Annotated in this window: 22 protein-coding genes, 2 tRNA genes and 1 pseudogene; 9 read left to right on the forward strand and 16 right to left on the reverse strand. The window is 36.3% G+C overall.

The features are described from left to right. Window positions 1-90 precede the first annotated feature (90 nt). Window positions 91-420 (reverse strand): LytR/AlgR family response regulator transcription factor, encoded by a 330-nt coding sequence (locus AC0L6O_RS07900; protein WP_473307634.1) that lies wholly within the window; start codon window positions 418-420, stop codon window positions 91-93. Between the two features lie 188 nt (window positions 421-608). On the opposite strand from AC0L6O_RS07900, the gene AC0L6O_RS07905 reads away from it, so the two are divergent. Together AC0L6O_RS07905 and AC0L6O_RS07910 are read left to right on the forward strand one after the other, a co-directional pair. After that, a complete protein-coding gene (locus tag AC0L6O_RS07905; RefSeq protein ID WP_473307636.1) occupies window positions 609-1,523 on the forward strand; it encodes an ABC transporter ATP-binding protein in 915 nt (304 codons plus the stop codon). Between the two features lie 5 nt (window positions 1,524-1,528). Continuing rightward, a complete protein-coding gene (locus tag AC0L6O_RS07910; protein WP_473307637.1) occupies window positions 1,529-2,869 on the forward strand; it encodes an ABC transporter permease in 1,341 nt (446 codons plus the stop codon). A gap of 126 nt (window positions 2,870-2,995) precedes the next feature. Here the strand turns inward: AC0L6O_RS07910 and AC0L6O_RS07915 are convergent, their stop codons facing one another. Beyond that, window positions 2,996-3,790, reverse strand: a complete 795-nt coding sequence (locus AC0L6O_RS07915; RefSeq protein WP_473307638.1) for a DUF6503 family protein — start codon at window positions 3,788-3,790, stop codon at window positions 2,996-2,998. Window positions 3,791-3,955: 165 nt separating this feature from the next. Here AC0L6O_RS07915 and AC0L6O_RS07920 point away from each other — a divergent pair, with 165 nt between their 5' ends. Genes AC0L6O_RS07920 through AC0L6O_RS07930 form a run of 3 tightly spaced genes read left to right on the forward strand, consistent with a single transcriptional unit; the run spans window position 3,956 to window position 5,639 of the window. Beyond that, window positions 3,956-4,531: a Crp/Fnr family transcriptional regulator gene (locus AC0L6O_RS07920; RefSeq protein WP_473307640.1), complete on the forward strand. Its 576-nt coding sequence runs from the start codon at window positions 3,956-3,958 to the stop codon at window positions 4,529-4,531. 51 nt (window positions 4,532-4,582) lie between these two features. After that, window positions 4,583-4,921, forward strand: coding sequence for a darcynin family protein (locus AC0L6O_RS07925; protein WP_473307642.1), 339 nt, complete (start codon window positions 4,583-4,585; stop codon window positions 4,919-4,921). Beyond that, a complete protein-coding gene (locus tag AC0L6O_RS07930; protein ID WP_473307644.1) occupies window positions 4,908-5,639 on the forward strand; it encodes an SDR family oxidoreductase in 732 nt (243 codons plus the stop codon). The genes AC0L6O_RS07925 and AC0L6O_RS07930 overlap by 14 nt, the downstream gene beginning before the upstream one ends. On the opposite strand, the gene AC0L6O_RS07935 is transcribed toward AC0L6O_RS07930, so the two are convergent. From AC0L6O_RS07935 to AC0L6O_RS07975, 9 genes are all read right to left on the reverse strand, one after another. After that, the gene (locus AC0L6O_RS07935; RefSeq protein ID WP_473307646.1) at window positions 5,636-6,277 is read right to left on the reverse strand and encodes a peptidoglycan DD-metalloendopeptidase family protein; all 642 of its coding nucleotides are present in this window, start codon (window positions 6,275-6,277) and stop codon (window positions 5,636-5,638) included. The genes AC0L6O_RS07930 and AC0L6O_RS07935 overlap by 4 nt on opposite strands. A gap of 48 nt (window positions 6,278-6,325) precedes the next feature. Next, window positions 6,326-6,781 carry a GNAT family N-acetyltransferase gene (locus tag AC0L6O_RS07940; protein WP_473307648.1) on the reverse strand — a complete coding sequence of 152 codons (456 nt, stop codon included), beginning with the start codon at window positions 6,779-6,781 and terminating at the stop codon, window positions 6,326-6,328. 6 nt (window positions 6,782-6,787) lie between these two features. Next, entirely contained in the window at window positions 6,788-7,369 is a 582-nt protein-coding gene (locus AC0L6O_RS07945) for a DinB family protein (protein WP_473307649.1), read from the reverse strand. A gap of 84 nt (window positions 7,370-7,453) precedes the next feature. After that, window positions 7,454-8,191, reverse strand: a complete 738-nt coding sequence (locus AC0L6O_RS07950; protein ID WP_473307650.1) for a GLPGLI family protein — start codon at window positions 8,189-8,191, stop codon at window positions 7,454-7,456. 8 nt (window positions 8,192-8,199) lie between these two features. Then, window positions 8,200-11,019, reverse strand: coding sequence for a TonB-dependent receptor domain-containing protein (locus tag AC0L6O_RS07955; protein WP_473307652.1), 2,820 nt, complete (start codon window positions 11,017-11,019; stop codon window positions 8,200-8,202). A 114-nt stretch (window positions 11,020-11,133) separates the two neighbouring features. Beyond that, window positions 11,134-12,564: a M56 family metallopeptidase gene (locus AC0L6O_RS07960; protein WP_473307654.1), complete on the reverse strand. Its 1,431-nt coding sequence runs from the start codon at window positions 12,562-12,564 to the stop codon at window positions 11,134-11,136. A gap of 34 nt (window positions 12,565-12,598) precedes the next feature. Continuing rightward, window positions 12,599-13,834, reverse strand: coding sequence for a M56 family metallopeptidase (locus AC0L6O_RS07965; RefSeq protein WP_473307656.1), 1,236 nt, complete (start codon window positions 13,832-13,834; stop codon window positions 12,599-12,601). A gap of 195 nt (window positions 13,835-14,029) precedes the next feature. Then, complete coding sequence (locus tag AC0L6O_RS07970; RefSeq protein ID WP_473307658.1) at window positions 14,030-15,250, reverse strand: M56 family metallopeptidase; 1,221 nt, start codon at window positions 15,248-15,250, stop codon at window positions 14,030-14,032. 37 nt (window positions 15,251-15,287) lie between these two features. After that, window positions 15,288-15,656: a BlaI/MecI/CopY family transcriptional regulator gene (locus AC0L6O_RS07975; protein ID WP_341227313.1), complete on the reverse strand. Its 369-nt coding sequence runs from the start codon at window positions 15,654-15,656 to the stop codon at window positions 15,288-15,290. A gap of 210 nt (window positions 15,657-15,866) precedes the next feature. On the opposite strand from AC0L6O_RS07975, the gene AC0L6O_RS07980 reads away from it, so the two are divergent. Further along, window positions 15,867-17,321, forward strand: coding sequence for a peptide MFS transporter (locus AC0L6O_RS07980; protein WP_473307661.1), 1,455 nt, complete (start codon window positions 15,867-15,869; stop codon window positions 17,319-17,321). A 40-nt stretch (window positions 17,322-17,361) separates the two neighbouring features. Here the strand turns inward: AC0L6O_RS07980 and AC0L6O_RS07985 are convergent, their stop codons facing one another. Both AC0L6O_RS07985 and AC0L6O_RS07990 read right to left on the reverse strand, forming a co-directional pair. Then, window positions 17,362-17,700 (reverse strand): translation initiation factor, encoded by a 339-nt coding sequence (locus AC0L6O_RS07985; protein ID WP_473307663.1) that lies wholly within the window; start codon window positions 17,698-17,700, stop codon window positions 17,362-17,364. Beyond that, window positions 17,697-18,566, reverse strand: coding sequence for a diacylglycerol/lipid kinase family protein (locus tag AC0L6O_RS07990; RefSeq protein ID WP_473307665.1), 870 nt, complete (start codon window positions 18,564-18,566; stop codon window positions 17,697-17,699). The genes AC0L6O_RS07985 and AC0L6O_RS07990 overlap by 4 nt, the downstream gene beginning before the upstream one ends. 45 nt (window positions 18,567-18,611) lie before the next feature. Between AC0L6O_RS07990 and AC0L6O_RS07995 the strand changes: the two genes are divergently transcribed. Continuing rightward, complete coding sequence (locus tag AC0L6O_RS07995; protein WP_341227317.1) at window positions 18,612-19,031, forward strand: MaoC family dehydratase; 420 nt, start codon at window positions 18,612-18,614, stop codon at window positions 19,029-19,031. Window positions 19,032-19,107: 76 nt separating this feature from the next. On the opposite strand, the gene AC0L6O_RS08000 is transcribed toward AC0L6O_RS07995, so the two are convergent. Then, window positions 19,108-19,287, reverse strand: coding sequence for a histone H1 (locus AC0L6O_RS08000; RefSeq protein ID WP_341227318.1), 180 nt, complete (start codon window positions 19,285-19,287; stop codon window positions 19,108-19,110). Between the two features lie 163 nt (window positions 19,288-19,450). Continuing rightward, window positions 19,451-20,713, reverse strand: coding sequence for an aminotransferase class I/II-fold pyridoxal phosphate-dependent enzyme (locus AC0L6O_RS08005; protein ID WP_473307667.1), 1,263 nt, complete (start codon window positions 20,711-20,713; stop codon window positions 19,451-19,453). Between the two features lie 335 nt (window positions 20,714-21,048). Here AC0L6O_RS08005 and AC0L6O_RS08010 point away from each other — a divergent pair. Together AC0L6O_RS08010 and AC0L6O_RS08015 are read left to right on the forward strand one after the other, a co-directional pair. Beyond that, a tRNA-Ser gene (locus AC0L6O_RS08010) sits at window positions 21,049-21,136 on the forward strand. A gap of 48 nt (window positions 21,137-21,184) precedes the next feature. Then, window positions 21,185-21,259: transfer RNA gene (locus AC0L6O_RS08015), tRNA-Pro, on the forward strand. 269 nt (window positions 21,260-21,528) lie between these two features. Here AC0L6O_RS08015 and AC0L6O_RS08020 read toward each other — a convergent pair. Then, window positions 21,529-21,711, reverse strand: a pseudogene (locus AC0L6O_RS08020) (transposase); the annotation flags it as partial. Between the last annotated feature and the right edge of the window lie 432 nt (window positions 21,712-22,143).

The following is a 22,143-nucleotide window of genomic DNA, read 5'->3' on the forward strand; positions in this document are numbered from 1 at the left end:
GCTTTTTTTATGCCTTTTAGTCAGGAGGCTAAAAACAAAAAAGGAGTAACCAAATTGGCCACTCCTCTTATTTATCTAAGGTTCAAGTATTTAAGCTCGAGAACGCACAGCATCTAGAAAAGCGTCTTTTCTTCTTCTGCTAATCTCTGCGTTTAAATTATTTATTAGTCTAACCGTTTTTGTTCCACCATTCATCTGAATGCTGGCAATATGGTCTAGATTTATCATGTAGGATTTATGTGTTCTGAAAAAAGAAAACTGTGTAAAGGTTTTCTCCATTTCCTTTAAGGTTTTAGAGATAATTATTTGCTCTCCGTCTTCTAAAGAAATCTCAGTATAATTGGCGTCTGCTTTCAAACGAACAATTTGACTCGGTTTCACATGTCTTTTGCCTATTAATCGTATTTCTGATGTCATCATTGTAAGTCTATGGAAAGGTTCTGGTCGAATTATACTTTAATGACTCAAACTGATGAAGAATGGTTGTAAGCGGATACAAAAAAAGTTAAAATTCCGATTAAATCAATTTCTCTCCTTTTATCCCACATCCCTTAAATGCTAGTTAAACCTTAACTATTTTTGAGAAGACAACTATAAAAAAACAGCACGTGAGTAATATTTTAGATATTCGGCATATAGTTAAAAACTACGCCAACCACCTTGCCTTAGATGACGTCAGTATTTCTATACCAAAAGGAATCATCTTTGGCCTTTTAGGACCTAATGGTGCAGGGAAAACATCATTAATTAGAATTATTAATCAAATTACCGCTCCAGATTCTGGCGAAGTATTAATTGATGGGGAGCCATTATCAGAGAAACATATTTATGATATTGGTTACTTACCTGAAGAGCGTGGTTTGTACAAAAAAATGAAAGTTGGTGAACACCTTCTTTATTTGGCTAGGCTTAAAGGTTTGTCAAAATCAGAAGCCATGGATAAGCTCAAGGAGTGGTTTATCAAGTTTGATATTAAAACCTGGTGGGATAAACCTGTAGAAGACCTTTCTAAGGGGATGCAACAGAAAATACAGTTTGTGGCTACGGTTTTGCACAAGCCTAAATTGTTGATTTTAGATGAGCCTTTCAGTGGTTTTGACCCTATTAATGCCAATATCATTAAAGACGAGATTCTAGAATTAAGAAAAGAAGGGAGTACCATTATTTTCTCTACTCACCGCATGGAATCTGTAGAAGAATTATGTGATAATGTGGCTCTTATAAATAATTCGAGGAAGATTTTAGATGGCTCAAAAGAGGCTTTGAAAGAACAGTTTAAGACCAATACTTTTGAGATAAATTACTTTGGCGAGCTAACTGCAAATGAGGAACTTTTCAGTATAGTGAGTTCTAAGGATGGTGTGGCAGGAGAAAAAAGAGGTCAAATCAGGCTTCATGAAGGGGTGTCTACCAATGCCATGATTAGTAATCTTATTAATCAAGTGGAGTTGAAGGGTTTTAACGAGAGAATACCTTCTATGAATGATATTTTTATTGCTGCCGTAAACGGTCAAAAATCTTAAGGAAAATGAAGAATATTTTACTAATAATTCAAAGAGAATATCTAACGAGAGTTAAAAAGAAGAGCTTTATTTTATTGACATTGCTAGTTCCTCTTCTGGTTTTCGGAATGTATGCCGGTATAATCTATGCAGCTCTGAGTGGTACTGACCAAAAGAGCATTGCAGTGATTGATGATAGTGGTTTGTTTGTTGATAAAATTGAAAACAACAAAGAGTACGCTTTTACTTATAGCAGTGAAGATTTAGAAACAGCCAAAGGGGATTTTGTAGAAGAAGGTACAGACGCTCTTGTTTATATTCCTAAAGATATTTTGGAGTATCCAGACGGTGTTAAAATCTATGCTGAAAATGGAATTTCTTTTGAGCTTCAGCAAAAAATTGAGAATAGCATAGAAAGAGAAATTGAAAATATTAAGCTTTCAGAAGCTGGAATAGCGAGGTCTGTTTTAAGAGACGCCAAAATTAATGTAGGCTCTGAAACTATCAGTATCAAAGAAGGAGAGGAGAAAACGAGTAGCTCGGGAGGGGCCACAGCCATTGGCTTTATCTCTGCTTTTCTTATTTATATGTCAATCTTCATTTACGGTGTGCAGGTTATGCGTGGCGTAATGGAAGAAAAAACTAGCCGAATAGTGGAGGTTATCATCTCTTCAGTAAAGCCTTTTCAGCTGATGATAGGGAAAATTATAGGAGTGGCTTTGGTTGGTTTGACGCAGTTTACGCTATGGATTGTCTTGGTTTTTACCTTAATGACGGTGGCAGGTAAGTTTATGGCATCTAAAATGGATAATGTTTCTACCGTAGCTACTTCGCAAATGCAAAGTTTGCCACCTGAAGCAAGAGACGCAGTGCAGCAACAAATGGAAGGAAATGAGGCAGCAAACAATATGATGCCTGATGTCATGAATGCTATCAATGCTCTTCCATTGGCTACCATTATCGTTTCTTTTCTGTTTTACTTTTTAGGAGGTTACTTGCTTTATAGCTCCTTGTTTGGGGCGGTGGGTTCTGCAGTAGACGGCGAAACGGATACGCAGCAATTTATACTACCCATTACGCTGCCTATTATTGCGGCCTTTATAATGGCTCAGTTTGTTATAAAAGACCCGCACGGACCATTGGCTTTTTGGGGTTCTATGATACCATTTACTTCACCAATTCTCATGATGGTTCGTATTCCGTTTGGAGTACCTGTTTGGGAAATTGTACTTTCTATCTCTTTACTAATAGGTGGCTTTATTTTCACCACTTGGTTAGCTTCTAGAATCTATAGAGTTGGGATTTTAATGTACGGCAAAAAGGTAAGTTGGAAAGAGCTATCAAAATGGGTTTTCTATAAGAATTAGGAGAGCTATTTAATGTAAAATGAAAAGGGCGAATCGTGAGATTCGCCTTTTTTCGTTTATACCCAGTAGGGGTGTGATATTGGTGAAAACCATGTTGAATGTCTGACTCTTAGCTTATTTCAAGTGTTAGATATTCTCTGTTACTGCTCCCTCTGGTACCTCGAATAGCTGAGCGTCTGGAATTTCTTTTAGGAATTTAAAATCCGAGAAAATTCTTTCATAATTAGTGTTCTCTTCACCCATTACGCCATCTTTCCAAGCAAAGTTTCTCATGCTGCCTGGCATCTTGATTCCTTCTACATTTTTCCAATCAGAGTATACCTTTGCACTATTTATTCCAGCATTTTCCTTATCAAAGAAAGAAACCGAATAGGTTAAAATGCTTAGAAGAGAAGTTTTTGGGTCAATGTATAAATAGTAGACATCTTCCGGTGTAAGCCCTACTTCAGAACCAAATGTTACTTTTAGTGTTTCGTAAGTTTTTTCATTTATGGTGGTTTCGCCATCATAAAATACATTGACACCATTATCTTTTAAAACGAAAGGGATAGCAACAAAATAGAAGTCAAGGTTGTAATAAAAAGCAGCTGATTTTCCAGGTACTTTTTCTGCATTTGGAAGTGACCAAGCTACTTTCCCGTCAAAGCCAATTTCAAAAACATCAGATTTAGTGTAAGTGCGTCTATCTTGTAATTGGGTTATTTGATAAATGCTTTTTCCACTATTTGCTAAGTTGTAAGAAAGGCCTTTAAAACTATTCCAAGTATCTAAACCACCATGTGCAGCGATGGTTTTGTCTAATAGTTCTTGTCCTTTTATTTCTTCTGGACTAAGCTTTTCTTCTTGCGTTTGTTCATTTTGACAAGACAATATGGCAAACGTGAATATTGAAAATAAGACTGTTTTGATTGAAGTTAACATTTGGTTTTAGGAATATATTGATAAAAGAATAAGAACGGTATATGGATGTCAAAAGATTTGTTAAAGACTGCTTTAATGGACGAATCTTGATTTTCTGATAGTTAATGTTTGGAAACTATTATATTCACGTCAATTGGAATTGGAAATAGGCAGATAAAACTTAAAATGCACGCTTTAGAATCATTGTTTCAGTTTGTTAATAACATCTCGCCAATCTCGGCAGAGACAAAAAATGTCTTTGAAAATATCTTTAAGCAAAAGTATCTTAAAAAAGGAGAGATTTTTATTGATGCTGGTGTCTATGCTAGAGAAATGGGTTTTCTAAAGTCTGGAATTTTACGAGCATTTTACAGAACTGCAGATGGTAAAGAGTATAACAAACACTTTTTTCAAGAACCCTGTTTCATTGGCGGTTACGCTTCTTTTATCTCAGGTCAGCCAAATCAAATTATTCAGGAAGCACTAACAGATTGTGAGATTTGGGTGGTAGATTGTGGAAAATTGACAGGTTTGTATGACAATCACCCCGATTTAGAAAGGATGTCGAGAAAGTTGGCGGAGTACTTTTTTGTTCAAAAAGAGCAGCGTGAGGTAGAAATTGTGCTCTTAGATGCCGACCAGCGATACGCTATTTTTCAGAAGCAGTTTGCTAATTTAGAACAACAAATTCCTCAATATCATATAGCCTCTTATTTAGGCATTACACCCACGCAGCTAAGTAGAATTAGGCGAAAGCGGTAATTTCTTTACATATGTAAATGTGCGGCAAATATTCAGGGTGGATATTGCAGCATGAAAAAGACATACACGATTCTAATTTTATACAGAGCCACTAATCTTTGGCTTAGTCTTACCCGTGAAGAACGAGCGGACGTTTTTGAAAAGGAATTAGCTCCTTTGCTAAATAAATTTAGCAAAACGTTAAATGTTCGTCTTTTTGATAGTGAGGCATTTCATGCCGAAACTTCCGATTTTATCATTGTAGAAACTTCGGAGCTAAACCACTACTATTACTTCATTGAGCACCTTAGAGATACCAGTCTTTTTGGGAAGCCTTACATTGTTTTAAATGATATAATCATAGGCCTTGAAAATGGCTTTAAAGATTTTGAAGAAAATGAGACTAAGTAAAAACAAGGTTTTGATAACAGGCGGAAGTAAGGGAATTGGTCTGGCTATGGCTCAAAAATTTTTGGCTTTAGATAATGAAGTTATCATAGTAGCTAGAAATCTGGATGACCTAGAAGCTGTCAAAAAGGAGAATCCGAACCTGATAATTTATCAAGCTGATTTAACTCAGGATGAAGCTGTGGCAGCTTTGGTAACTTTTATCAAGAGAGAGCATCCTGACCTAAATATTTTAGTCAATAATGCTGGGATACAGTATAATTATAGCTTTTTAGAAGAAAGTGAGCTTTCAAATAGAGCAGAAGAAGAGCTCCGCATCAATCTTTTGACACCTATCCATCTAATTACAGCATTGTTGCCAGTATTAGAGTCAAATGAAAATGCTGCTATTGTAAATGTGAGTTCGGTATTGGGAATAGTGCCAAAGGAAAATGCCGCAGTTTACTGTGCTTCAAAAGCAGGCTTACATATTTTTAGCAAATCGCTTCGCTATCAATTAAATAATACGAAACTTTTTGAGCTGATTCCACCGCTGGTAGATACGCAGATGACAGCAGGGAGAGGAAAAGGGAAGATTTCTCCAGAATCTTTGGTAAATACATTTTTCAAGAGCTTTGAAAAAGATAAATACGAGATTAGCGTAGGCAAAGTAAAGCTGCTCAGGCTAATCAATAGGATAAGCCCAAGTATAGCAGATAGAATAATGAAAGGTGGAGCCTAGTCCATTTCAGGTAAACCTAAAAAAGGATGAGGATTTAAGTAGATGGTTTTATAATGGTCTAATTCGGAAGCGGCACATACACCAGGGAAATCGCCCAATTTACCTTCCATTGAGTTCATAACTTGAAAATGCAGGTGTGGCGGCCAGTTACCGTTTTCAGGATAAGGACCAACTTCGGCAAAATGCTCTCCTTTTTTTATCACTTTTCTATTTTGAAGCCCTTTGATAGATTCCAGTGAAAGGTGACCAAAAAGATAGAACACATTGGCTGCCATTGATTTTAAAACAATAGTAGGGCCATAATCGCCATTCCCCTCATTGTTTTTGTAGCTATGAATGGTACAGTTTTCTGGGCAGAAGATTGGTGAATAGGCTTTCATCCAAATATCAACACCCAAATGATGCGAACGCTGCTCTGTGCCTTGAAAATGGCTTATTTGGTTATAAACTACTCTGTTTTCTAACCAGCCACCAATGCCCATTTTAACATTTTTAGCTTTTAGTTTGTCAAAAACATAAGCATTGAAGCTTTCCATGTCTTCAAAATTAACATGCTCTAGTTCTTTATTTTCTTTACTGAAATCGAGTGTAATGTAATTACTTGGAACTAGGTCAAAAGGAGTAATACTAGCGTACATGCTGATGCTTTAAATTAAGAGCAAAGATTCAAAAGAAGTCTTCAATATTTAAAGCAATTTCTCCATTTTTATATCAGACCTAGCATAAAGACTATTGTCTAGTTCTATATTCCTAAAACCTGCTTTTTTATAAAGAGAGATGGCGGGTTTTAAGATGGAGTTGGTATAAAGTACCAGTTTCTTTAAACGTAATATTTCAGCATGAGTGATAGCATGAACGAGCAGCTGCTTTCCTATTCCTTTGCCCTGCATAGTTTCGTCAACAGCCATTTTGCCTAACTCGTAGGTATCATTATCTACTTTTAATAGTGAAACGGTTCCCACTGTTTTTCCATTATAACAAGCCATAAATATGTAGCCGCCTTTATCTAGAATCTCATATTCAGGATTATTGAGCTGAATAATATCTTTGGGCTCCACATAAAAGTATTTTTCAAGCCAAGCAATATTAAGCTCTTTGAAATACGCTTTATTCTCCGTATTTAATTGAGTGATTTTAAGCATTGGAAGTTAGTCTCTCTTAGTACCCGTTAGCACATTAATTCCTTTTGGCAAAGGATTTCCCGAAGAACGCCTAAAGCTAACTACTTGGCCAATATGCCAAATAGCATCTTCTATTGGTCCATTTATGAGGTTCCATAAAGGATATTCCGAGCCACCATTATTACTTTCAAAAACCATTTTCTGTTGCTCTATGCTAAGTGAGTTGGCTCTTAAATATTTAGAAGCCTCTTCCAAGTCGTCAAGTGTCCTGTTTCTTAAATCGGTGAAATTATCAGGCGTAGTGCGTGTTGAGAAATTCGTTGGTTTGCCTAAAGCCGTATTTCTGGCAATATTACAAAGTCCCTGAATATGCTGAAGTGTTTCTAAAGTGGTTCGTGATTCTTCGTTTGGCTTAAAGCTTAAATCATTTTCTTCTAAACCGTATGATGCCCAGTAATATCTAAAACCTAAGCCATCAATCATTCTGGCCAATATGTTGGCACTCGAAAAGGATTCTGGAGCTTCTGGAATTTGATAGAAATAGTCGTCTTTTTGAGCCATGGATGTACCGAAAGAAAAGCAAAGTAATAATACAAAGAGTTTTTTCATCAAGAGTTTTGGTGTTAGATGAAATAAGGACGTGAGCTGAAAATCAAATGTTGCGTTCTAATTTCAAATCTCTGACAAATAAACCTAATATCGCATTGACCAATAAGGGTTGTTTTTAGCTTCTGTGCTAGTTTTTATGTGTTCCATTATTTTATCATTTAAGTCTTTTGTGCTTATGGCTTTTCCTTTCATTTTCTTAGGAAGTTCTACCTCAGCTGGTTCATCAAAAAGTTCCAATTTGTCAGCTTCTATGACTACGTTTCCATCATCAATATCTAGGCCTAATATTAAGCCTGGTAGACCATAGCATAGTTCGGGCCCCATAGGTACGGGTATATCCGCCGCAAACCAGGCCACTAATTCTTGATTTTTTATGGTATCTGTTCTTACTGCTTTCATGCACAAGTGCCCCTGAATCTCTTTGAGGTCGTTCATGATTCGCCATTGCTGATTTGGCATAGCTTCTTCAATCAAGTAGCTTTTACCAAGTGTTTCTCTTAATTCCATAATATTATTTTCCTCAAAATTTCTATAAATGACATAGTCCGTCTCACGTTGGGAATAGCGAGCTACTTCTTCAGAAGTACCATAAGTATAAAGGCTCTCAGATGGATTGAATATTAAATCCATATTAGTGGAAGTACTCTCCCATTTGGTGTAAACAAGTTGAATTCTATCCTTTTCTTGTTGGCTTAGAAAGGATAATTCTTGAGAGATTTTCTTCCAATCAATAGTGTACTTATACTGTACTGTGCCTGACCTTTTTTGGGCGAAGGTGGTAGTGCAAGAAAAGAGTAAAAATAGAATGATTAGGTTTTTCATATTTGGGTTTAGCGTCTTGTTATTTTATCGGATACTCCTCTCATGTTATATGTAAAACTCAGCATAAAGTATCTAGAGAGGGTTTGTACTTCTCTGGTTGATATGAAGTTTTGGCTGGCGTATTGACTAATGCCTAAGTTCTTTTTGAAAATGTCATAGGCAGACAGCCTTATTTCAGCCTTTTTCTTTTCGCCTAAAAGTTTGTAAAACGACATGTTGAGTATTGGTACTTTTTGATCAAAGCCTAATCTTTCATTGGTGTAAATTCTGTAATTCAAATTGGAGTTCCAAAAGAAATCTTTTGGGAGTTTAATATTCATTTCTCCATTATAACTATTGTTAATTATTTTTAAGTCTTGTTGAGAATTGATGGAGTAGGAGGTGTTTCCTAAGCTCCAGTTTGCGTAGCCATAAAATGTAAACCAATCAACTGGCGTAAGATTTAAATTAGTACCTATTCCATAATTATCAGATTTAGTTTCATTTAAAACATCATTAATATTGGCCAAGTATTTACTGAATCTCACATTTGCATTTATACCCATGGTGATTTTCGTCTTTTTCAATGGAAAACCAAGGTACATGTAGGAATTTGTGGAAGAACCTCCAGTTACGTTTACCGGTTTAGTGCTGGTTATAAAAGTTTCAGGGTCTATATTTTGATTATAAATGATTTGATTGACATTGTAATTATACGCTGCATGTAAGTATAGATTGACAAAACTTACTGGGTTGTACATGTTAAAGCTTCCGCTCACTTGGTGTGTTACTTCAGGGAGCAAATCTGGGTTTCCTTCTCTTATGTAAAGAGGATTACTGTTGTCTACAATAGGCTGTAGGTCGTTAGTAGATGGAGCATTTAACCCCATGGTATAATTAAAACGGAACGATTTATTATTTCGAAGTCTAAGAGTTAGAGCAGAGTACGGTGTCCATGCCTGATAATCTTTGTCCACTATGCCGTCTCCAATATTGGGAGGCCCTATTAGTTTTCCATCAATGTTATAAAATACTCTTGCAAGACCTGTTGTGAAATTTACCCCTTTATGACTATATCGTACGCTAGTTCCTACACGATTATACATTATCTCATTATCATAAAGCCTTGTTAAATTAAGGTTTGTTTCGTCTGGTTTGTCTGGGTATTTATCTGTAACGTTTCTGTCTACTTCTGAGCCATTTATACTGAAATTATAAAAAGTTTCCCATGCAAATTTTTTGGCAAAAGGTTCTATCCAAAGGACACTTGATTTTAGTTGGTCGGTTTTATTTTGCGTTGCATTTAACTGATTGATACTTTTGATTACGTCATTGGCATCAGTTGCAGAATAAAACTCATTGATAGATTTCTGTAAATCCTCAGAATCATTATTACTTAAGTCATATCCACCGCTCCAAGAAAAATTTCTTCCTTTTTTCTTAAACTTATGTCTAAAAAGTAATGTAGAAGATAGGGCATAAGAAAACCTTTCGGAAGAGTTTTTAATATCAGACTTGTTGGCTTTAAAGCCATCAGACTTGAAAATTTCTTGTAAACTTTGGTAGTTTACCTCTCTGTTTCCAACTCTTCCATTTCCTATAAAGGTAATGGTGTTTAGTGTGTCTAATTCCTTTTGAGCTCTTAGGCTTACACGGTGGGTGCCGTTAAAGTTGTTTTGATTGCTCTGGTCTGTAGTTTCGTTTGAAAGACTGTTGGTAATAAAGTTTTGACGGTTTTGGAATGCGTCTAAGGTTTGAGAAGTTTGATTGTAAAAGTAGTTGGCACTTATTTCATCTTTCTTATGATTGTAGTTATAGTTTATGCCACCTGCGGCATTTTTTGAAAAACCATCTCCGTTTCCCCCTCCTACAGGAATAGAAAAACTGTCGTCGCTTGTGCTAAAAAAGTTTGAGTATCCTGTTGTTCTTGTAAATCCAAAATCGCCACTGTTTCCCCAGTTATAGGAGTTAGAACCTTTAAATTCTTCATAGTCTTCATAAGACATTCCTGATTGGTTTACATTATTTCCAAAGCCTAATATGGAGAATTGATTTTTGGAATCAAACTTATTATAGTTACCACTAACCATGGCTCTCGAGTCTGTTCCTAAGCCAGCTGTAACCTTTCCAAACCCTCCTTTTTTTGCTTCTTCTTTAAGTTCTAAGTTGACCGTCTTTTCGGTATTTCCGTCATCTATTCCTGTCAGTTTTGATGCTTCTGATTTATCATCAAAAACCTGTACTTTTTTGATTACATCGGCCTGCAGGTTTTTAGTAGCCATTTTAGTGTCTCCACCAAAAAATCTTTTGCCGTCTACCGTTACTTTTTGTACGCTTTCTCCTTGGGCCCTTAGGTTACCATCTTGGTCCACTTCCATACCTGGAAGTTTTCTTAATAAATCTTCTACAGACGAACCTGGTGGAACTTTGAATTTACTAGCGTCATATTCAATAGTGTCTCCTTTAATGCTAATAGGAGCTCGGGCAGTTTTAACCACCACTTCATAGAGTTCTTTGGAAATGGGTTTAAGTATTATTTGACCAAGGTTAATATCTTTACTCTCACCAGGCTGCACAAGCATTTGATGAGGAAGGTAACTTATGTAAGTAGCTTTTACCAAATAATCTCTTGAAGGAAGGTTTTTAAAAGAAAATGCTCCGTCGTCATCAGAGAGCGTGTAGGTGACTAAGGCTGAATCTTCAGGCATTAATAGCAACACAGAAGCAAAGCTTAATACGTTGCTGGAACTATCAATTAGGCTTCCGCTAATGTTTATACGATTAGATTGAGCTTTGGAGAATGTACAAGCAAAGCATAAAGCTATGCATAGCAAAGTTGTGTTTTTCATGGAATAGGAGTACTTGGGTTGATTTCGTTGTATAAATATAACAAACTGATTAATAGGTAGCATACCTATTAATCAATTTTAACATTTCAATAATGTTGGGTGGAATTAGTGAATTTACTTCATTGTGATTTCTACTACACCATGAGGTGTTTTACCATATTTGTCAATGGCATCTTGTTCTTCTAAGACAGTAAGGGTCTTGACATTATTCATGTTCAATTTCTTTACTGCTTCAAAGCTTGTTAGCTTATTGTCAACATAGTATAAAGGAGTGCCCTTTTTGATGGAGGGAGGAGGGGGAGGGGTTTGACTAGTTTTAGCTTCTTTTTCTAGTCCGAAAAGGAAAGGCATAGTAAAATAAACATTGACCGGTTTGCCGTTTTGGGTGCCTGGTTTCCAAGTAGGCATGGTTTCAAGAACTTTAAGAGCGGCTTCATCACATCCAAAACCTAAACCTTTTAATATTTCGGGGTCACCAACCGACCCGTCTTTTCTTACCACAAATTTGACAAATACTCTACCTTCTATTCCTGCTCTTTGAGCCGCGGCAGGGTATGTTATTTCTCTAGAAATATGCTTATACATTTCATTTACTCCCCCAGGAAATTCAGGTTTTTTTTCTACAGCCATGAATATCTCACCTTCGGTTACTGATTTTTTTTGTAAAGAGCTTATTACTCCAGTTTCATTTAAATCTTTAGTTGGCTGAAGTGTTGAGTCATTATCTACACAGGCGGCTGCTAGTACCAGCATTCCCAAAAATAGGGGGGCGGTAAAGCCATACTTTAATAAAGCATTTTTCTTCGATTTTTCTTTTGATAACATCATGATGCGTGTTTTTAGGATTGATTTATTATAAAAATGATTAACTAATACGTTCTTGTTTGTTTTAAAATGTGAGCTTACCAGCACTTGAGCATAAACTTTTTTCGAGCCTAACTGCTCCGAAGCTTTTTCGTCGGCAATGTATTCATGCACGAGTTTTATCTCCTTTTGCATGATATGAGCAATCGGATTAAACCAGCAGAGTGCTCCTAATAACTCAAACCAAAAAACATCTAAAGAGTGAAACTCCTTACTATGAACCTCTTCGTGGTTTTTTATGACATCATAGTGGTCTAGTTTCTTGTCAATAAATATTTTACCAAAAACCGAGAAAGCCTGCCCATCTAAATTACTAAGACTAAAAAGTTGCTGAAGTTTAAACAGACCAATGCTAAAGCGTAATAAACCAAAGCCAAAACCCATGAAATAGATATTAGCAAGCAATAGGTTCCAATCCCAAGTAGGAGTCTCAGCAAGGTTTGTCACGGTGAAACCTGCTAAAGGAATAGTTTTAACCACCGTAGAAACTTGTTCGGTAACCGCCCAAGACTGGATAATGCCAGACTGCCAGAAGGGAATAGCGAAAGACAAAATAGAAGCGGTCAATAAGTAAAACCTATTAGCATTATAGAAAGTCTCCTTTCGCAGTAGCAACCAGTAAAAGCCAAAAGTGACGATTAGGTATAGGTTGACCTGCAATATGTATGTTATCCAGTTCATAGTATTAAAATTTATGGATATTTAAAAAGTTCTTTTACTCTTCTTCTAGCTCAAATACTACGGGTATTGTGTAATAAGCTAGCGTAGGTTCACCATTGTTTTTGGCCGGTGTCCATTTGGGCATTTTACTAACCACACGAATAGCTTCTTCTTCACAGCCACCGCCAATACCTTTTATGGTTTCAGCATCACCTACAGTACCATCTCCCCAAACGGCAAATTTTATCAATACTTTACCTTCTGTATTTGTTCTTTGAGCTTCAGAAGGATAACGAATTTCGCTTGCTATGAACTTGTACATGGCACTAGTTCCACCTGGGAACTCAGCATTGATTTCAGGTTTTATGTATTCCTTTTTTGCCTTTTGCTCAGAATTCTTATAACCAACTACTACAATATCGTTAAGTGATGTAGCCTCGTCCGAGGATTGTTCTACTTCAATAGTTTTGTCAACACAGCCAGCGGAAAAAATTAATAAGCCAGTAATAAGTGGGATAATTAGGCTATATCTTAATATGGCCATACGTTGTGATTTTTCTTTTGATAACATCATGATGCGTGTTTTTAGGATTGATTTATTATAAAAATGATTAACTAATACATTGGTGTTTGTTCTAAAATGTGAGCTTACCAGCACTTGAGCATAAACTTTTTTGGAGCCTAACTGCTCCGACGCTTTTTCGTCGGCAATGTATTCATGCACGAGTTTTATCTCCTTTTGCATGATATGAGCAATCGGATTAAACCAGCAGAGTGCTCCTAATAACTCAAACCAGAATACATCAAGAGAATGGAATTGTTGGCTATGAACTTCTTCATGGTTTTTTATGACATCATAGTGGTCTAGCTTCTTGTCAATAAATATTTTACCAAAAACCGAGAAAGCCTGACCTTCTAAATTTCTTATGTTAAAAAGTTGCTGAAGCTTAAGCAAACCAATACTAAAACGTAATAAGCCAAAGCCAAAACCCAAGAAGTAGATATTAGCAAGCAATAGGTTCCAGTCCCAAGTAGGAGATTCAGCAAGGTTTGTCACGGTGAAACCTGCTAAAGGAATAGTTTTAACCACTGTAGAAACTTGTGCCGTAACAGCCCACGACTGGATTATGCCAGACTGCCAGAAGGGAATAGCGAAAGACAAAATAGAAGCGGTCAATAAGTAAAACCTATTAGCATTATAGAAGGTCTCCTTTCGCAGTAGCAACCAGTAAAAGCCAAAAGTGACAATTAGGTATAGGTTGACCTGCAGTATGTATGTTATCCAGTTCATAGGCTTTCCTTTATGAGTTACTCTAAATGAATTTTTGTGATTGATTTAGTATTTTGATTTTTTTAATAAGCTTGATTTGCTCATCATTTTTTTGATATCTATTTTCTAGGTATCATTAAGGTTAGACTTAAAATAGCTTTAAGTCTATTTATTGTTATTTGGATGTAGCGGGATTGGCTAGTTAGCGATAATCTATTATTCTAATTGGTAGAAAATAGGCATAGTGAAGTAAGTATTAACGTGTTTTCCGTTTTGAATTCCTGGCTTCCATAGTGGCATGGCTTCAATCACTCTTAAAACCTCTTCGTCACATCCGAAGCCAATTCCTTTTAGTATTTCAGCGTCACCAATAGTACCATCTTTTCTTACTACAAATTTGACGAAAACTCTACCAGAGATATTGGCTCTATGTGCAGCCTCAGGGTATTTAATCTCTTGATTAATGAATTGATACATTTCAGAGACTCCTCCAGGAAATTCAGGTTTGATCTCTACGGAATTAAAAATTTGACCTTTGGTTACTGATTTTTCTTGTAAAGAGCTTGTTACTCCAGTTTCATTTAAATCTTTAGTTGGCTGAAGTGTTGCGTCATTATCTACACAGGCGGCTGCTAGTACCAGCATTCCTAAGAATAGGGGGGCGGTAAAGCCATACTTTAATAAAGCATTTTTCTTCGATTTTTCTTTTGATAACATCATGATGCGTGTTTTTAGGATTGATTTATTATAAAAATGATTAACTAATACATTGGTGTTTGTTTTAAAATGTGAGCTTACCAGCACTTGAGCATAAACTTTTTTAGAGCCTAATTGCTCCGATGCTTTTTCGTCGGCAATATATTCATGCACTAGTTTTATCTCCTTTTGCATGATATGAGCAATCGGATTAAACCAGCAGAGTGCTCCTAATAACTCAAACCAGAATACATCAAGAGAATGGAATTGTTGGCTATGAACTTCTTCATGGTTTTTTATGACATCATAGTGGTCTAGCTTCTTGTCAATAAATATTTTACCAAAAACAGAGAAGGCCTGCCCATCTAAATTACTAAGGCTAAAAAGCTGCTGAAGTTTAAACAGACCAATACTAAAGCGTAATAAACCAAAGCCAAAACCCAAGAAGTAGATATTAGCAAGCAATAGGTTCCAGTCCCAAGTAGGAGATTCTGCTAAATTAGTAACAGTAAAACCTTCCAGTGGAATGGTGTTTACCACATTGGAGACTTGTGCTGTAATAGCCCAAGACTGGATAATGCCAGACTGCCAGAAGGGAATAGCGAAAGACAAAATAGAAGCGGTCAATAAGTAAAACCTATTAGCATTATAGAAAGTCTCCTTTCTCAGCAGCAACCAGTAAAAGCCAAAAGTGACAATTAAGTATAGGTTGACCTGCAATATGTATGTTATCCAATTCATATGTATGCATTAATAGGTTTTGACTTTAAAGAGTGCTTTAGTCTTTCATTTTCTCAATAAGCTTCATTAGCTCATCGGCTTCTTTGATATCTATTTTCTGTTCTTCCACAAAATAAGAGACCATCTGGCCCACACTGCCATTAAAATAGCTCTGCATTAGTTTATTAGATGCAAATTTTCGGTATTGGTCTTTACTCACTAAAGGAAAATATTCATAGGTTTTGCCGTAGGCCAAATGGTCTACAAAACCTTTTTGTTCTAAAATCCTTATGATAGTAGATACTGTGTTATACGCTGGTTTGGGTACAGGTAGGCGTGCTATCACGTCTTTCACAAAGGCCTTTTCTAAGGTCCAGAGTTGCTGCATTATTTCTTCTTCTGCTTTTGTAAGTTCTCTTAATTCCATAATGGTTTTTATTTATCGATATTCGAATGTATAACTAATCTTGTAGTTTACAAACTAAAGTGTTAGTTATTTTTAATTTTTCATTAATGAGATAGGTACAAAGTTTTCTTTTGCTAAAGTCAGCTATAACGATAGGCTCTGGGGAAGCGATAAGTAAAAACAATAGAAATTTTCACTATTTTTGAACAAAAACAAACTAACCTATAATATATGTCAACAAACGAGAAAACCCTTTTTGGGCATCCTAAAGGATTGTACGTCCTGTTTTTTACCGAGATGTGGGAGCGATTTAGCTACTACGGTATGCGGGCCATTCTCTTTTTATATTTAACAAAAAGTGCAAGTGAAGGAGCTTTAGGCTTACCTGAGGACACTGCAGGAGCCGTTTATGGTCTTTATGCGGCATCAGTTTATTTACTTACGCTTCCTGGTGGATGGATTGCCGATAATATTCTCGGCCAGAAAAAAGCTATATGGTGGGGAGGTATCTGTATCATGATTGGTCATGGAGTACTTGCTTTACCGGCTAGTCCTTCCATTTTCTTTTTAGGTTTGGCATTTGTAGCTGTAGGAACTGGACTCCTAAAAGCTAACATTTCCTCTATAGTAGGAGAATTATACCCAGAGGGTGGAGCCAAAAGAGATGCGGCTTTTAGTATTTTTTACCTAGGAATTAACCTTGGTTCTTTCCTTGGGATGTTTATAGTAGGGTATTTAGGTGAGAAAGTAGGTTGGCATTATGGTTTTGGAGCTGCCGCATTCGCCATGTTCTTTGGTCTAATAAACTTCAGAATTAATGGTAAGTATTTGAAGAATGTAGGAGAGAAACCACTCAAGAAATCTTCTTATACCTACTTATATGTGGTAATTGGTTTATTAGTTTTAGCTGCACTTTCTGTTACTACAGGCATGCTTGATAGTATTCAACTGGCCAATTCTATGAAATACATTATTTCAGGAATAACAATTGCTTATTTCTTTTATATAGGGTTTTTAGATAAGTCTTTAACTATAGTAGAGAGAAAGAGAGTAGGGGTTTTATTTATACTCTTTGTTGCGATAGCAATTTTTTGGTCGGGTTTTGAGCAGGCTGCCACCACCTTTACCATTTTTGCCGATAGGCATACAGACCGTGATTTATTTGGATGGGATTTGCCAGCTTCATGGTTTCAAAATGCCAATTCATTCTTTATTCTAGTCTTTTCAGCACCTTTTGCAGCCCTTTGGATATGGTTAAACAAAAGAAACCTTAATCCGAATGTACCCGTAAAGTTTGGTTTAGGTCTAATTCAGTTAGGTCTTGGTTTCTTGGTGATGTATTTTGCTGCACAGAGAATATTAGATGGTACATTGGCAGGTATGGGCTGGTTAACTTTCACTTACCTTCTTCATTCATTAGGTGAGCTTTGTATAAGTCCGGTGGGCTTAAGTTCATACACAAAACTTGCTCCTAAAAAGTACTATAGCCAGATGATGGGTTTATGGTTTGTAGGAGCCTCATTGGGTAATTTAATTGCAGGTCTATTTGCTGGAAACTTTGATGAAGGTAATGTAGCTGCTATGCCAGACTTGTTTATGCAATTCTGCATGTATGGTGCCGTGGCAGGATTATTAATGATTCTCTTCCAGAAACAGATTAAAAAATGGATGGGAGGAATTGAGTAATACTTGAAAAAAAAGTTTTGTTTAAAGAAAAAGCGGGAGGTTAACCTCCCGCTTTTTTTGCGGCATAGCCATCGGCAATTAGTAGCGTTACCACTTTATCTCGGTGGTCACCTTGAATCAGTATTTCACCATCTTTTACCGCTCCGCCCGTTCCACAGGCACTTTGAAGCTTTTTCTTTAAAACAGCTAGGTCAAAGTCATTTCCATCAAAGTCCGCAACACGGGTGACTACTTTGTTGCCACCTTTCCTGTCTAACCACACTTTTAGTTTCTGGCTGTCTTTATCTGTTTTAAAAAGGTCTGCGTTTCCTTCATCGTATTTATAATCAGGATTGGTAGAGTATACCACGCCACTTCTTTTCTTACTTTTATTACTCATATCTTAATTTTTAAGGATTTTGGTCTGATTTCTACCTTAATTTCTGTGTCTTTTAATTGCATGGGCTCACCATCATAATGAATAAGGGCTGGTTCTTGTACTTTCAGTACAAATGATTTTGCCCTATAGTATTCCACATACTTAGAAGTTTCAATTTTACGATTAAATAGCTTTTGAGTCAAACCGAATGCGGCACTTTTTGGATGTTCTTTTACAATACAGCAATCTAAAAGCCCATCAGTTATACTAGCAGAAGGCGTTATAAAGGCATCGTTACCGTATTGAGAAGCATTTCCGAAGGTTACTGAGAATATTTTATGGTTTACACCATCAATTTCAACGTTGAGTGGTTTATATTTAAAGTAGGAGGAAAGCCCAACTTTTACATAGTTTTTAAAGCCTCGTCCTTCCATTTTACCAAACTTTTCTGCTCCGTAGGCATCAAAACCTATGCCTGTGGTACATAGAAATGGAATGTTATTTATTAGCCCAGTGTCAATCTCTATTACTTCTCCACTATTAATACGTTCAATACAGCCCTTCTCACTCTCAAAAACGCCTAAATGCCTAGCTAAACCATTTCCAGAACCCTTTGATATCAAGTTAAGTACCACGTCTGTCCCAATCAATTGACTCGCTATTTCATTAATGGTACCGTCTCCACCTACAGCCACTATTTCTTTGATACCTTTCTTTAGGTAAGATTGAACTATCTCTTGTGCATGAAGTGGTCTTTCCGTGTATACGATGATGGCATTAAACTTCTCAGTTGATAAATGAGATTTAATGCTATTTTCGAGGGTGCTTTTTTTTCTATCCGTTCCCGAATTCGGATTAATTACAAAAAGTATGTCTTGTTTTGACAATTTTGATAGGCTAATTTTGCTCAAGAAATTTTAACAATAATAAGAATGGAATCTAAGAAAATCCCTGTAGGGTCCGAATATAAATTTATTTTTAGCTTTAATCAGCAGCAAGTGAATGATTTTGCTGAGCTAACTGGAGACCATAACCCTATTCATACTGACCCAGAATACGCTGCTCAATCTCGTTTTGGTAAATGTATTATTCATGGTCATTTAGGTAGCAGTGTTTTTACTCGTTTTTTAGGAATGAATGAGCCGGGTGGTCCTGGTTCTATCTATCTAAAGCAAGAAACTGAGTACCTAAGGCCAATGTTTGTGGATAAAGAATACGAAGTAGTTTTCAAGGTAATGAATATCCGTGAGGGTAAGCATATTGCCGAAATAGCTACTGAAGTTTACGATCCTGAAACTAAGAAAATCACCATTAGAGGTACTGGAACCTTGAAAAATACGGAATTGTACTAAACTGTGTATAAAAAAGAAGTTCCGAAGCATTGCTTCGGAACTTCTTGAATTTCGTTGTAAGATTCACTTGTGCGAATTACATTCCAGAGTTTTTCATCTCTTGTACTTCACTTCTTGTAGCTTTTGCAAATACAGCTAAGTCTTGCATTCCTTTTCTTACTCTTGTGCCAGCAGCTTTGTTTTTCTTGTCATAAAACTTGTCAAAATCATCTTGCATAGATGCTACTAAATCCGATAGTTCTTGAAATTTACTCATAGAAAAAAGGGTTATTTTTTGTTATAATTAAGTTTAACTGAACGCAAGATATGTTAAATCTCTAATAATTCTAAGATTTAATAGAAAAAAAGTAATAAATAAATGCCCTCTCATTCAATGAGAGGGCATTTATCGGTTTTTTCCCTATACGAAAGAGTTAAATTTAAGCACCAACTTTTGCTTCCTCTGCATAAGCTCCAGCCTTCAATTTGCTTTGAACTTCTTCAAAACATTTCATTGTATAATCTACATCTTCTAAGGTATGAGATGCCGTAGGAATGATTCTTAATAGAATTACACCTTTAGGTACCACAGGGTAAACTATAATAGAGCAGAACACATTCATGTTTTCTCTCATGTCTCTAATTAGATTAGTAACAATTCCTAAATTATAGTCTCCATGTAAGAATACAGGCGTTACGCAGCTTTCTGTTACACCAATATCAAAACCTCTTTCTTTAAAACCATTTTGAAGAGCTCTTACTACCGTCCAAAGGTTATCTTTAAACTGTGGGTTCTCTTTGATTAATTGAAGACGCTTTAGTGCTCCCTTAACAAAAGCCATTGGCAAAGCCTTAGCATAAGTTTGAGAACGCATGTTGTACTTTAGATACATGATAATATCATGGTCGGCTGCTACAAAAGCCCCAATCATGGCCATAGACTTAGCAAAAGTAGAGAAATGGATATCTACACCGTCTTGAACACCATGATGTTCAGGTACTCCAGAGCCAGTTTTACCCATAGTTCCAAAACCATGAGCATCATCTACTAATAATCTGAATTGGAATTTTTCTTTAAAGGCAACTATTTTATCCAAAGAACCTACAGCTCCTGACATTCCAAAAACACCTTCAGTAACTACAAGGATACCACCACCTTGCTCTTCTGCTATTTTGGTAGCACGAATAAGGTTTTTTTCAAGGCTTTCCATGTCGTTATGCTTAAAGGTGTATGTTTTACCGCCTTTAGCTCTGTGAAGACGAACACCGTCAATTAAACATGCATGACTTTCTGCATCATAAACTACTACATCCTTAGAATCTACCATGGCTTCTACCGCAGACATAACGCCTTGGTAACCATAGTTTAAAAGAAAGGCATCTTCCTTTCCTACGTATTCAGCCAGTTGTTTTTCTAATTCTTCATGAAGGTCTGTATTACCTGTCATCATTCTAGCTCCCATTGGGTAAGCTAAGCCTGTTTCTGCAGCGGCCTCTGCATCTGCTTTTAATACTTCTGGATGGTTAGCTAATCCTAAATAATCATTTAAAGACCAGTTAAGCATTCTAGTGCCACCAAAATTCATATATGGTCCAAGAGGGCCAGTAAGTTTCGGAAATGAATAATAGTGGTGAGAGTAATGGGCTTCCGAGCCAATCGGTCCCATATTATTTACTACTTTTTCAAAGATATCTTTTATCATTAACCTTTGGTTTTAGAGTTAATTTATTGTTTGCCCAATTGGGTCTTATATAAAAAGGTTCACAAATTTAAGGATTTAAATTGAATTTGGAAATTATACTATTCTAAGAAATGTGACCACTATTGATTTCTTTCATTGCATTATACTCATAAAAGACTGTCTTCGGCTAATAATGGTAATTATGACCGTGAAATTTTATTGTTTTCGTAATTCATTGAAAAAGAGGAGGTAATGTTTATGGCTGAAATTTTATTGAAAAAAAACTACACTTTTTTCTAATTCTATTTGATTTCTAGAAAACAATTGCTGTATATTTGCACTCCGTTTCGGACGAAGGAGGGATGGGTGAGTGGCTGAAACCAGTAGTTTGCTAAACTGCCGTACCTCTAAAGGGTACCGCGGGTTCGAATCCCGCTCCCTCCGCACGTTGTTATTGACAATTAATTTTGTCGCTTGTGTGTTCGGAATTTTCGGGGTGTAGCGTAGCCCGGTCATCGCGTCTGCTTTGGGAGCAGAAGGTCGCAAGTTCGAATCTTGCCACCCCGACAGAAAGCCTGAGAGAAATCTCAGGCTTTTTTTATGCCCAAACTTTTACGTTTCTTCTGAAAAGAACGGGTCAAGAACAAAATCTGGGGGATGAATTTGTTAAGCATAAATTTGGCATAGCCTAAAAAGGAAGAAATCAATACTCCTGACACCTCTAAATCTTCTCCTAAAAGCTTTTACTTTGGCACTGTGCGACGCCTAGCTTGAAAGATTCCCATGAACATTGGTACTTCTGTTGGGTCAAGCACAAAACTTGGGGAATGAGTTCTTTAAGTATAAATTTGACATAGCCTAAAAAGGAAGAAATCAATACTCCTGACACCTCTAAATCTGGACCTAAATGCTTTAATCTTGGCATTAAAGGATTCCGCTGAAGCATTGGTGCTTCTGTTATCAAAATAATTAAGAATAGTTCTGTAATGATGTTCAAAAGTTCGAGCGATAGCTTTGAATGATTTAAACCCTGCCTATTTTACACCTTCCTGTCATTTGTTTAGCGGAGCTGAGCTATAAACTTGCTCGAAAGTTCACTCATCTTTTTAGGCCCCTTTAACGCTTTTAATATAGGGGGAATCAGCTCTATTTTTTTAGCTAAAATCTTGTGTTAAGCTAAGTGTCCATGAAAATTCCAATATTATTTTCAATTAGCCTTGTTTTTGTAAGTGTCTGAAAATGAGCGTTTATGGTTCATTAGTATACTTTTGTAAATAAATATATTTATAAAAATAATTGGTTTATTGAAAACCCTACTTAACTTGTGGTCGATTTAACTATAAGCTTTTAGTAAAAAAGACCAAAAGTTAAATGCATAATGATTCTATCACGAGTTCTCGAAATACTTTAAACCTGTATTGTTCTTATAAAGCTGATTTCATTAAGAATTG

The organism is Arcticibacterium sp. GJ41-1 (genome assembly GCF_055808875.1).

Bases quoted from the DNA above. Each gene is read 5' to 3' on its own strand.
- AC0L6O_RS07900 (WP_473307634.1), bottom strand. From the start codon at position 420: ATGATGACATCAGAAATACGATTAATAGGCAAAAGACATGTGAAACCG.
- AC0L6O_RS07910 (WP_473307637.1), top strand. From the start codon at position 1,529: ATGAAGAATATTTTACTAATAATTCAAAGAGAATATCTAACGAGAGTT.
- AC0L6O_RS07915 (WP_473307638.1), bottom strand. From the start codon at position 3,790: ATGTTAACTTCAATCAAAACAGTCTTATTTTCAATATTCACGTTTGCC.
- AC0L6O_RS07920 (WP_473307640.1), top strand. From the start codon at position 3,956: ATGCACGCTTTAGAATCATTGTTTCAGTTTGTTAATAACATCTCGCCA.
- AC0L6O_RS07925 (WP_473307642.1), top strand. From the start codon at position 4,583: ATGAAAAAGACATACACGATTCTAATTTTATACAGAGCCACTAATCTT.
- AC0L6O_RS07930 (WP_473307644.1), top strand. From the start codon at position 4,908: ATGAGACTAAGTAAAAACAAGGTTTTGATAACAGGCGGAAGTAAGGGA.
- AC0L6O_RS07935 (WP_473307646.1), bottom strand. From the start codon at position 6,277: ATGTACGCTAGTATTACTCCTTTTGACCTAGTTCCAAGTAATTACATT.
- AC0L6O_RS07940 (WP_473307648.1), bottom strand. From the start codon at position 6,781: ATGCTTAAAATCACTCAATTAAATACGGAGAATAAAGCGTATTTCAAA.
- AC0L6O_RS07945 (WP_473307649.1), bottom strand. From the start codon at position 7,369: ATGAAAAAACTCTTTGTATTATTACTTTGCTTTTCTTTCGGTACATCC.
- AC0L6O_RS07950 (WP_473307650.1), bottom strand. From the start codon at position 8,191: ATGAAAAACCTAATCATTCTATTTTTACTCTTTTCTTGCACTACCACC.
- AC0L6O_RS07955 (WP_473307652.1), bottom strand. From the start codon at position 11,019: ATGAAAAACACAACTTTGCTATGCATAGCTTTATGCTTTGCTTGTACA.
- AC0L6O_RS07960 (WP_473307654.1), bottom strand. From the start codon at position 12,564: ATGAACTGGATAACATACATATTGCAGGTCAACCTATACCTAATCGTC.
- AC0L6O_RS07965 (WP_473307656.1), bottom strand. From the start codon at position 13,834: ATGAACTGGATAACATACATACTGCAGGTCAACCTATACCTAATTGTC.
- AC0L6O_RS07970 (WP_473307658.1), bottom strand. From the start codon at position 15,250: ATGAATTGGATAACATACATATTGCAGGTCAACCTATACTTAATTGTC.
- AC0L6O_RS07975 (WP_341227313.1), bottom strand. From the start codon at position 15,656: ATGGAATTAAGAGAACTTACAAAAGCAGAAGAAGAAATAATGCAGCAA.
- AC0L6O_RS07980 (WP_473307661.1), top strand. From the start codon at position 15,867: ATGTCAACAAACGAGAAAACCCTTTTTGGGCATCCTAAAGGATTGTAC.
- AC0L6O_RS07985 (WP_473307663.1), bottom strand. From the start codon at position 17,700: ATGAGTAATAAAAGTAAGAAAAGAAGTGGCGTGGTATACTCTACCAAT.
- AC0L6O_RS07995 (WP_341227317.1), top strand. From the start codon at position 18,612: ATGGAATCTAAGAAAATCCCTGTAGGGTCCGAATATAAATTTATTTTT.
- AC0L6O_RS08000 (WP_341227318.1), bottom strand. From the start codon at position 19,287: ATGAGTAAATTTCAAGAACTATCGGATTTAGTAGCATCTATGCAAGAT.
- AC0L6O_RS08005 (WP_473307667.1), bottom strand. From the start codon at position 20,713: ATGATAAAAGATATCTTTGAAAAAGTAGTAAATAATATGGGACCGATT.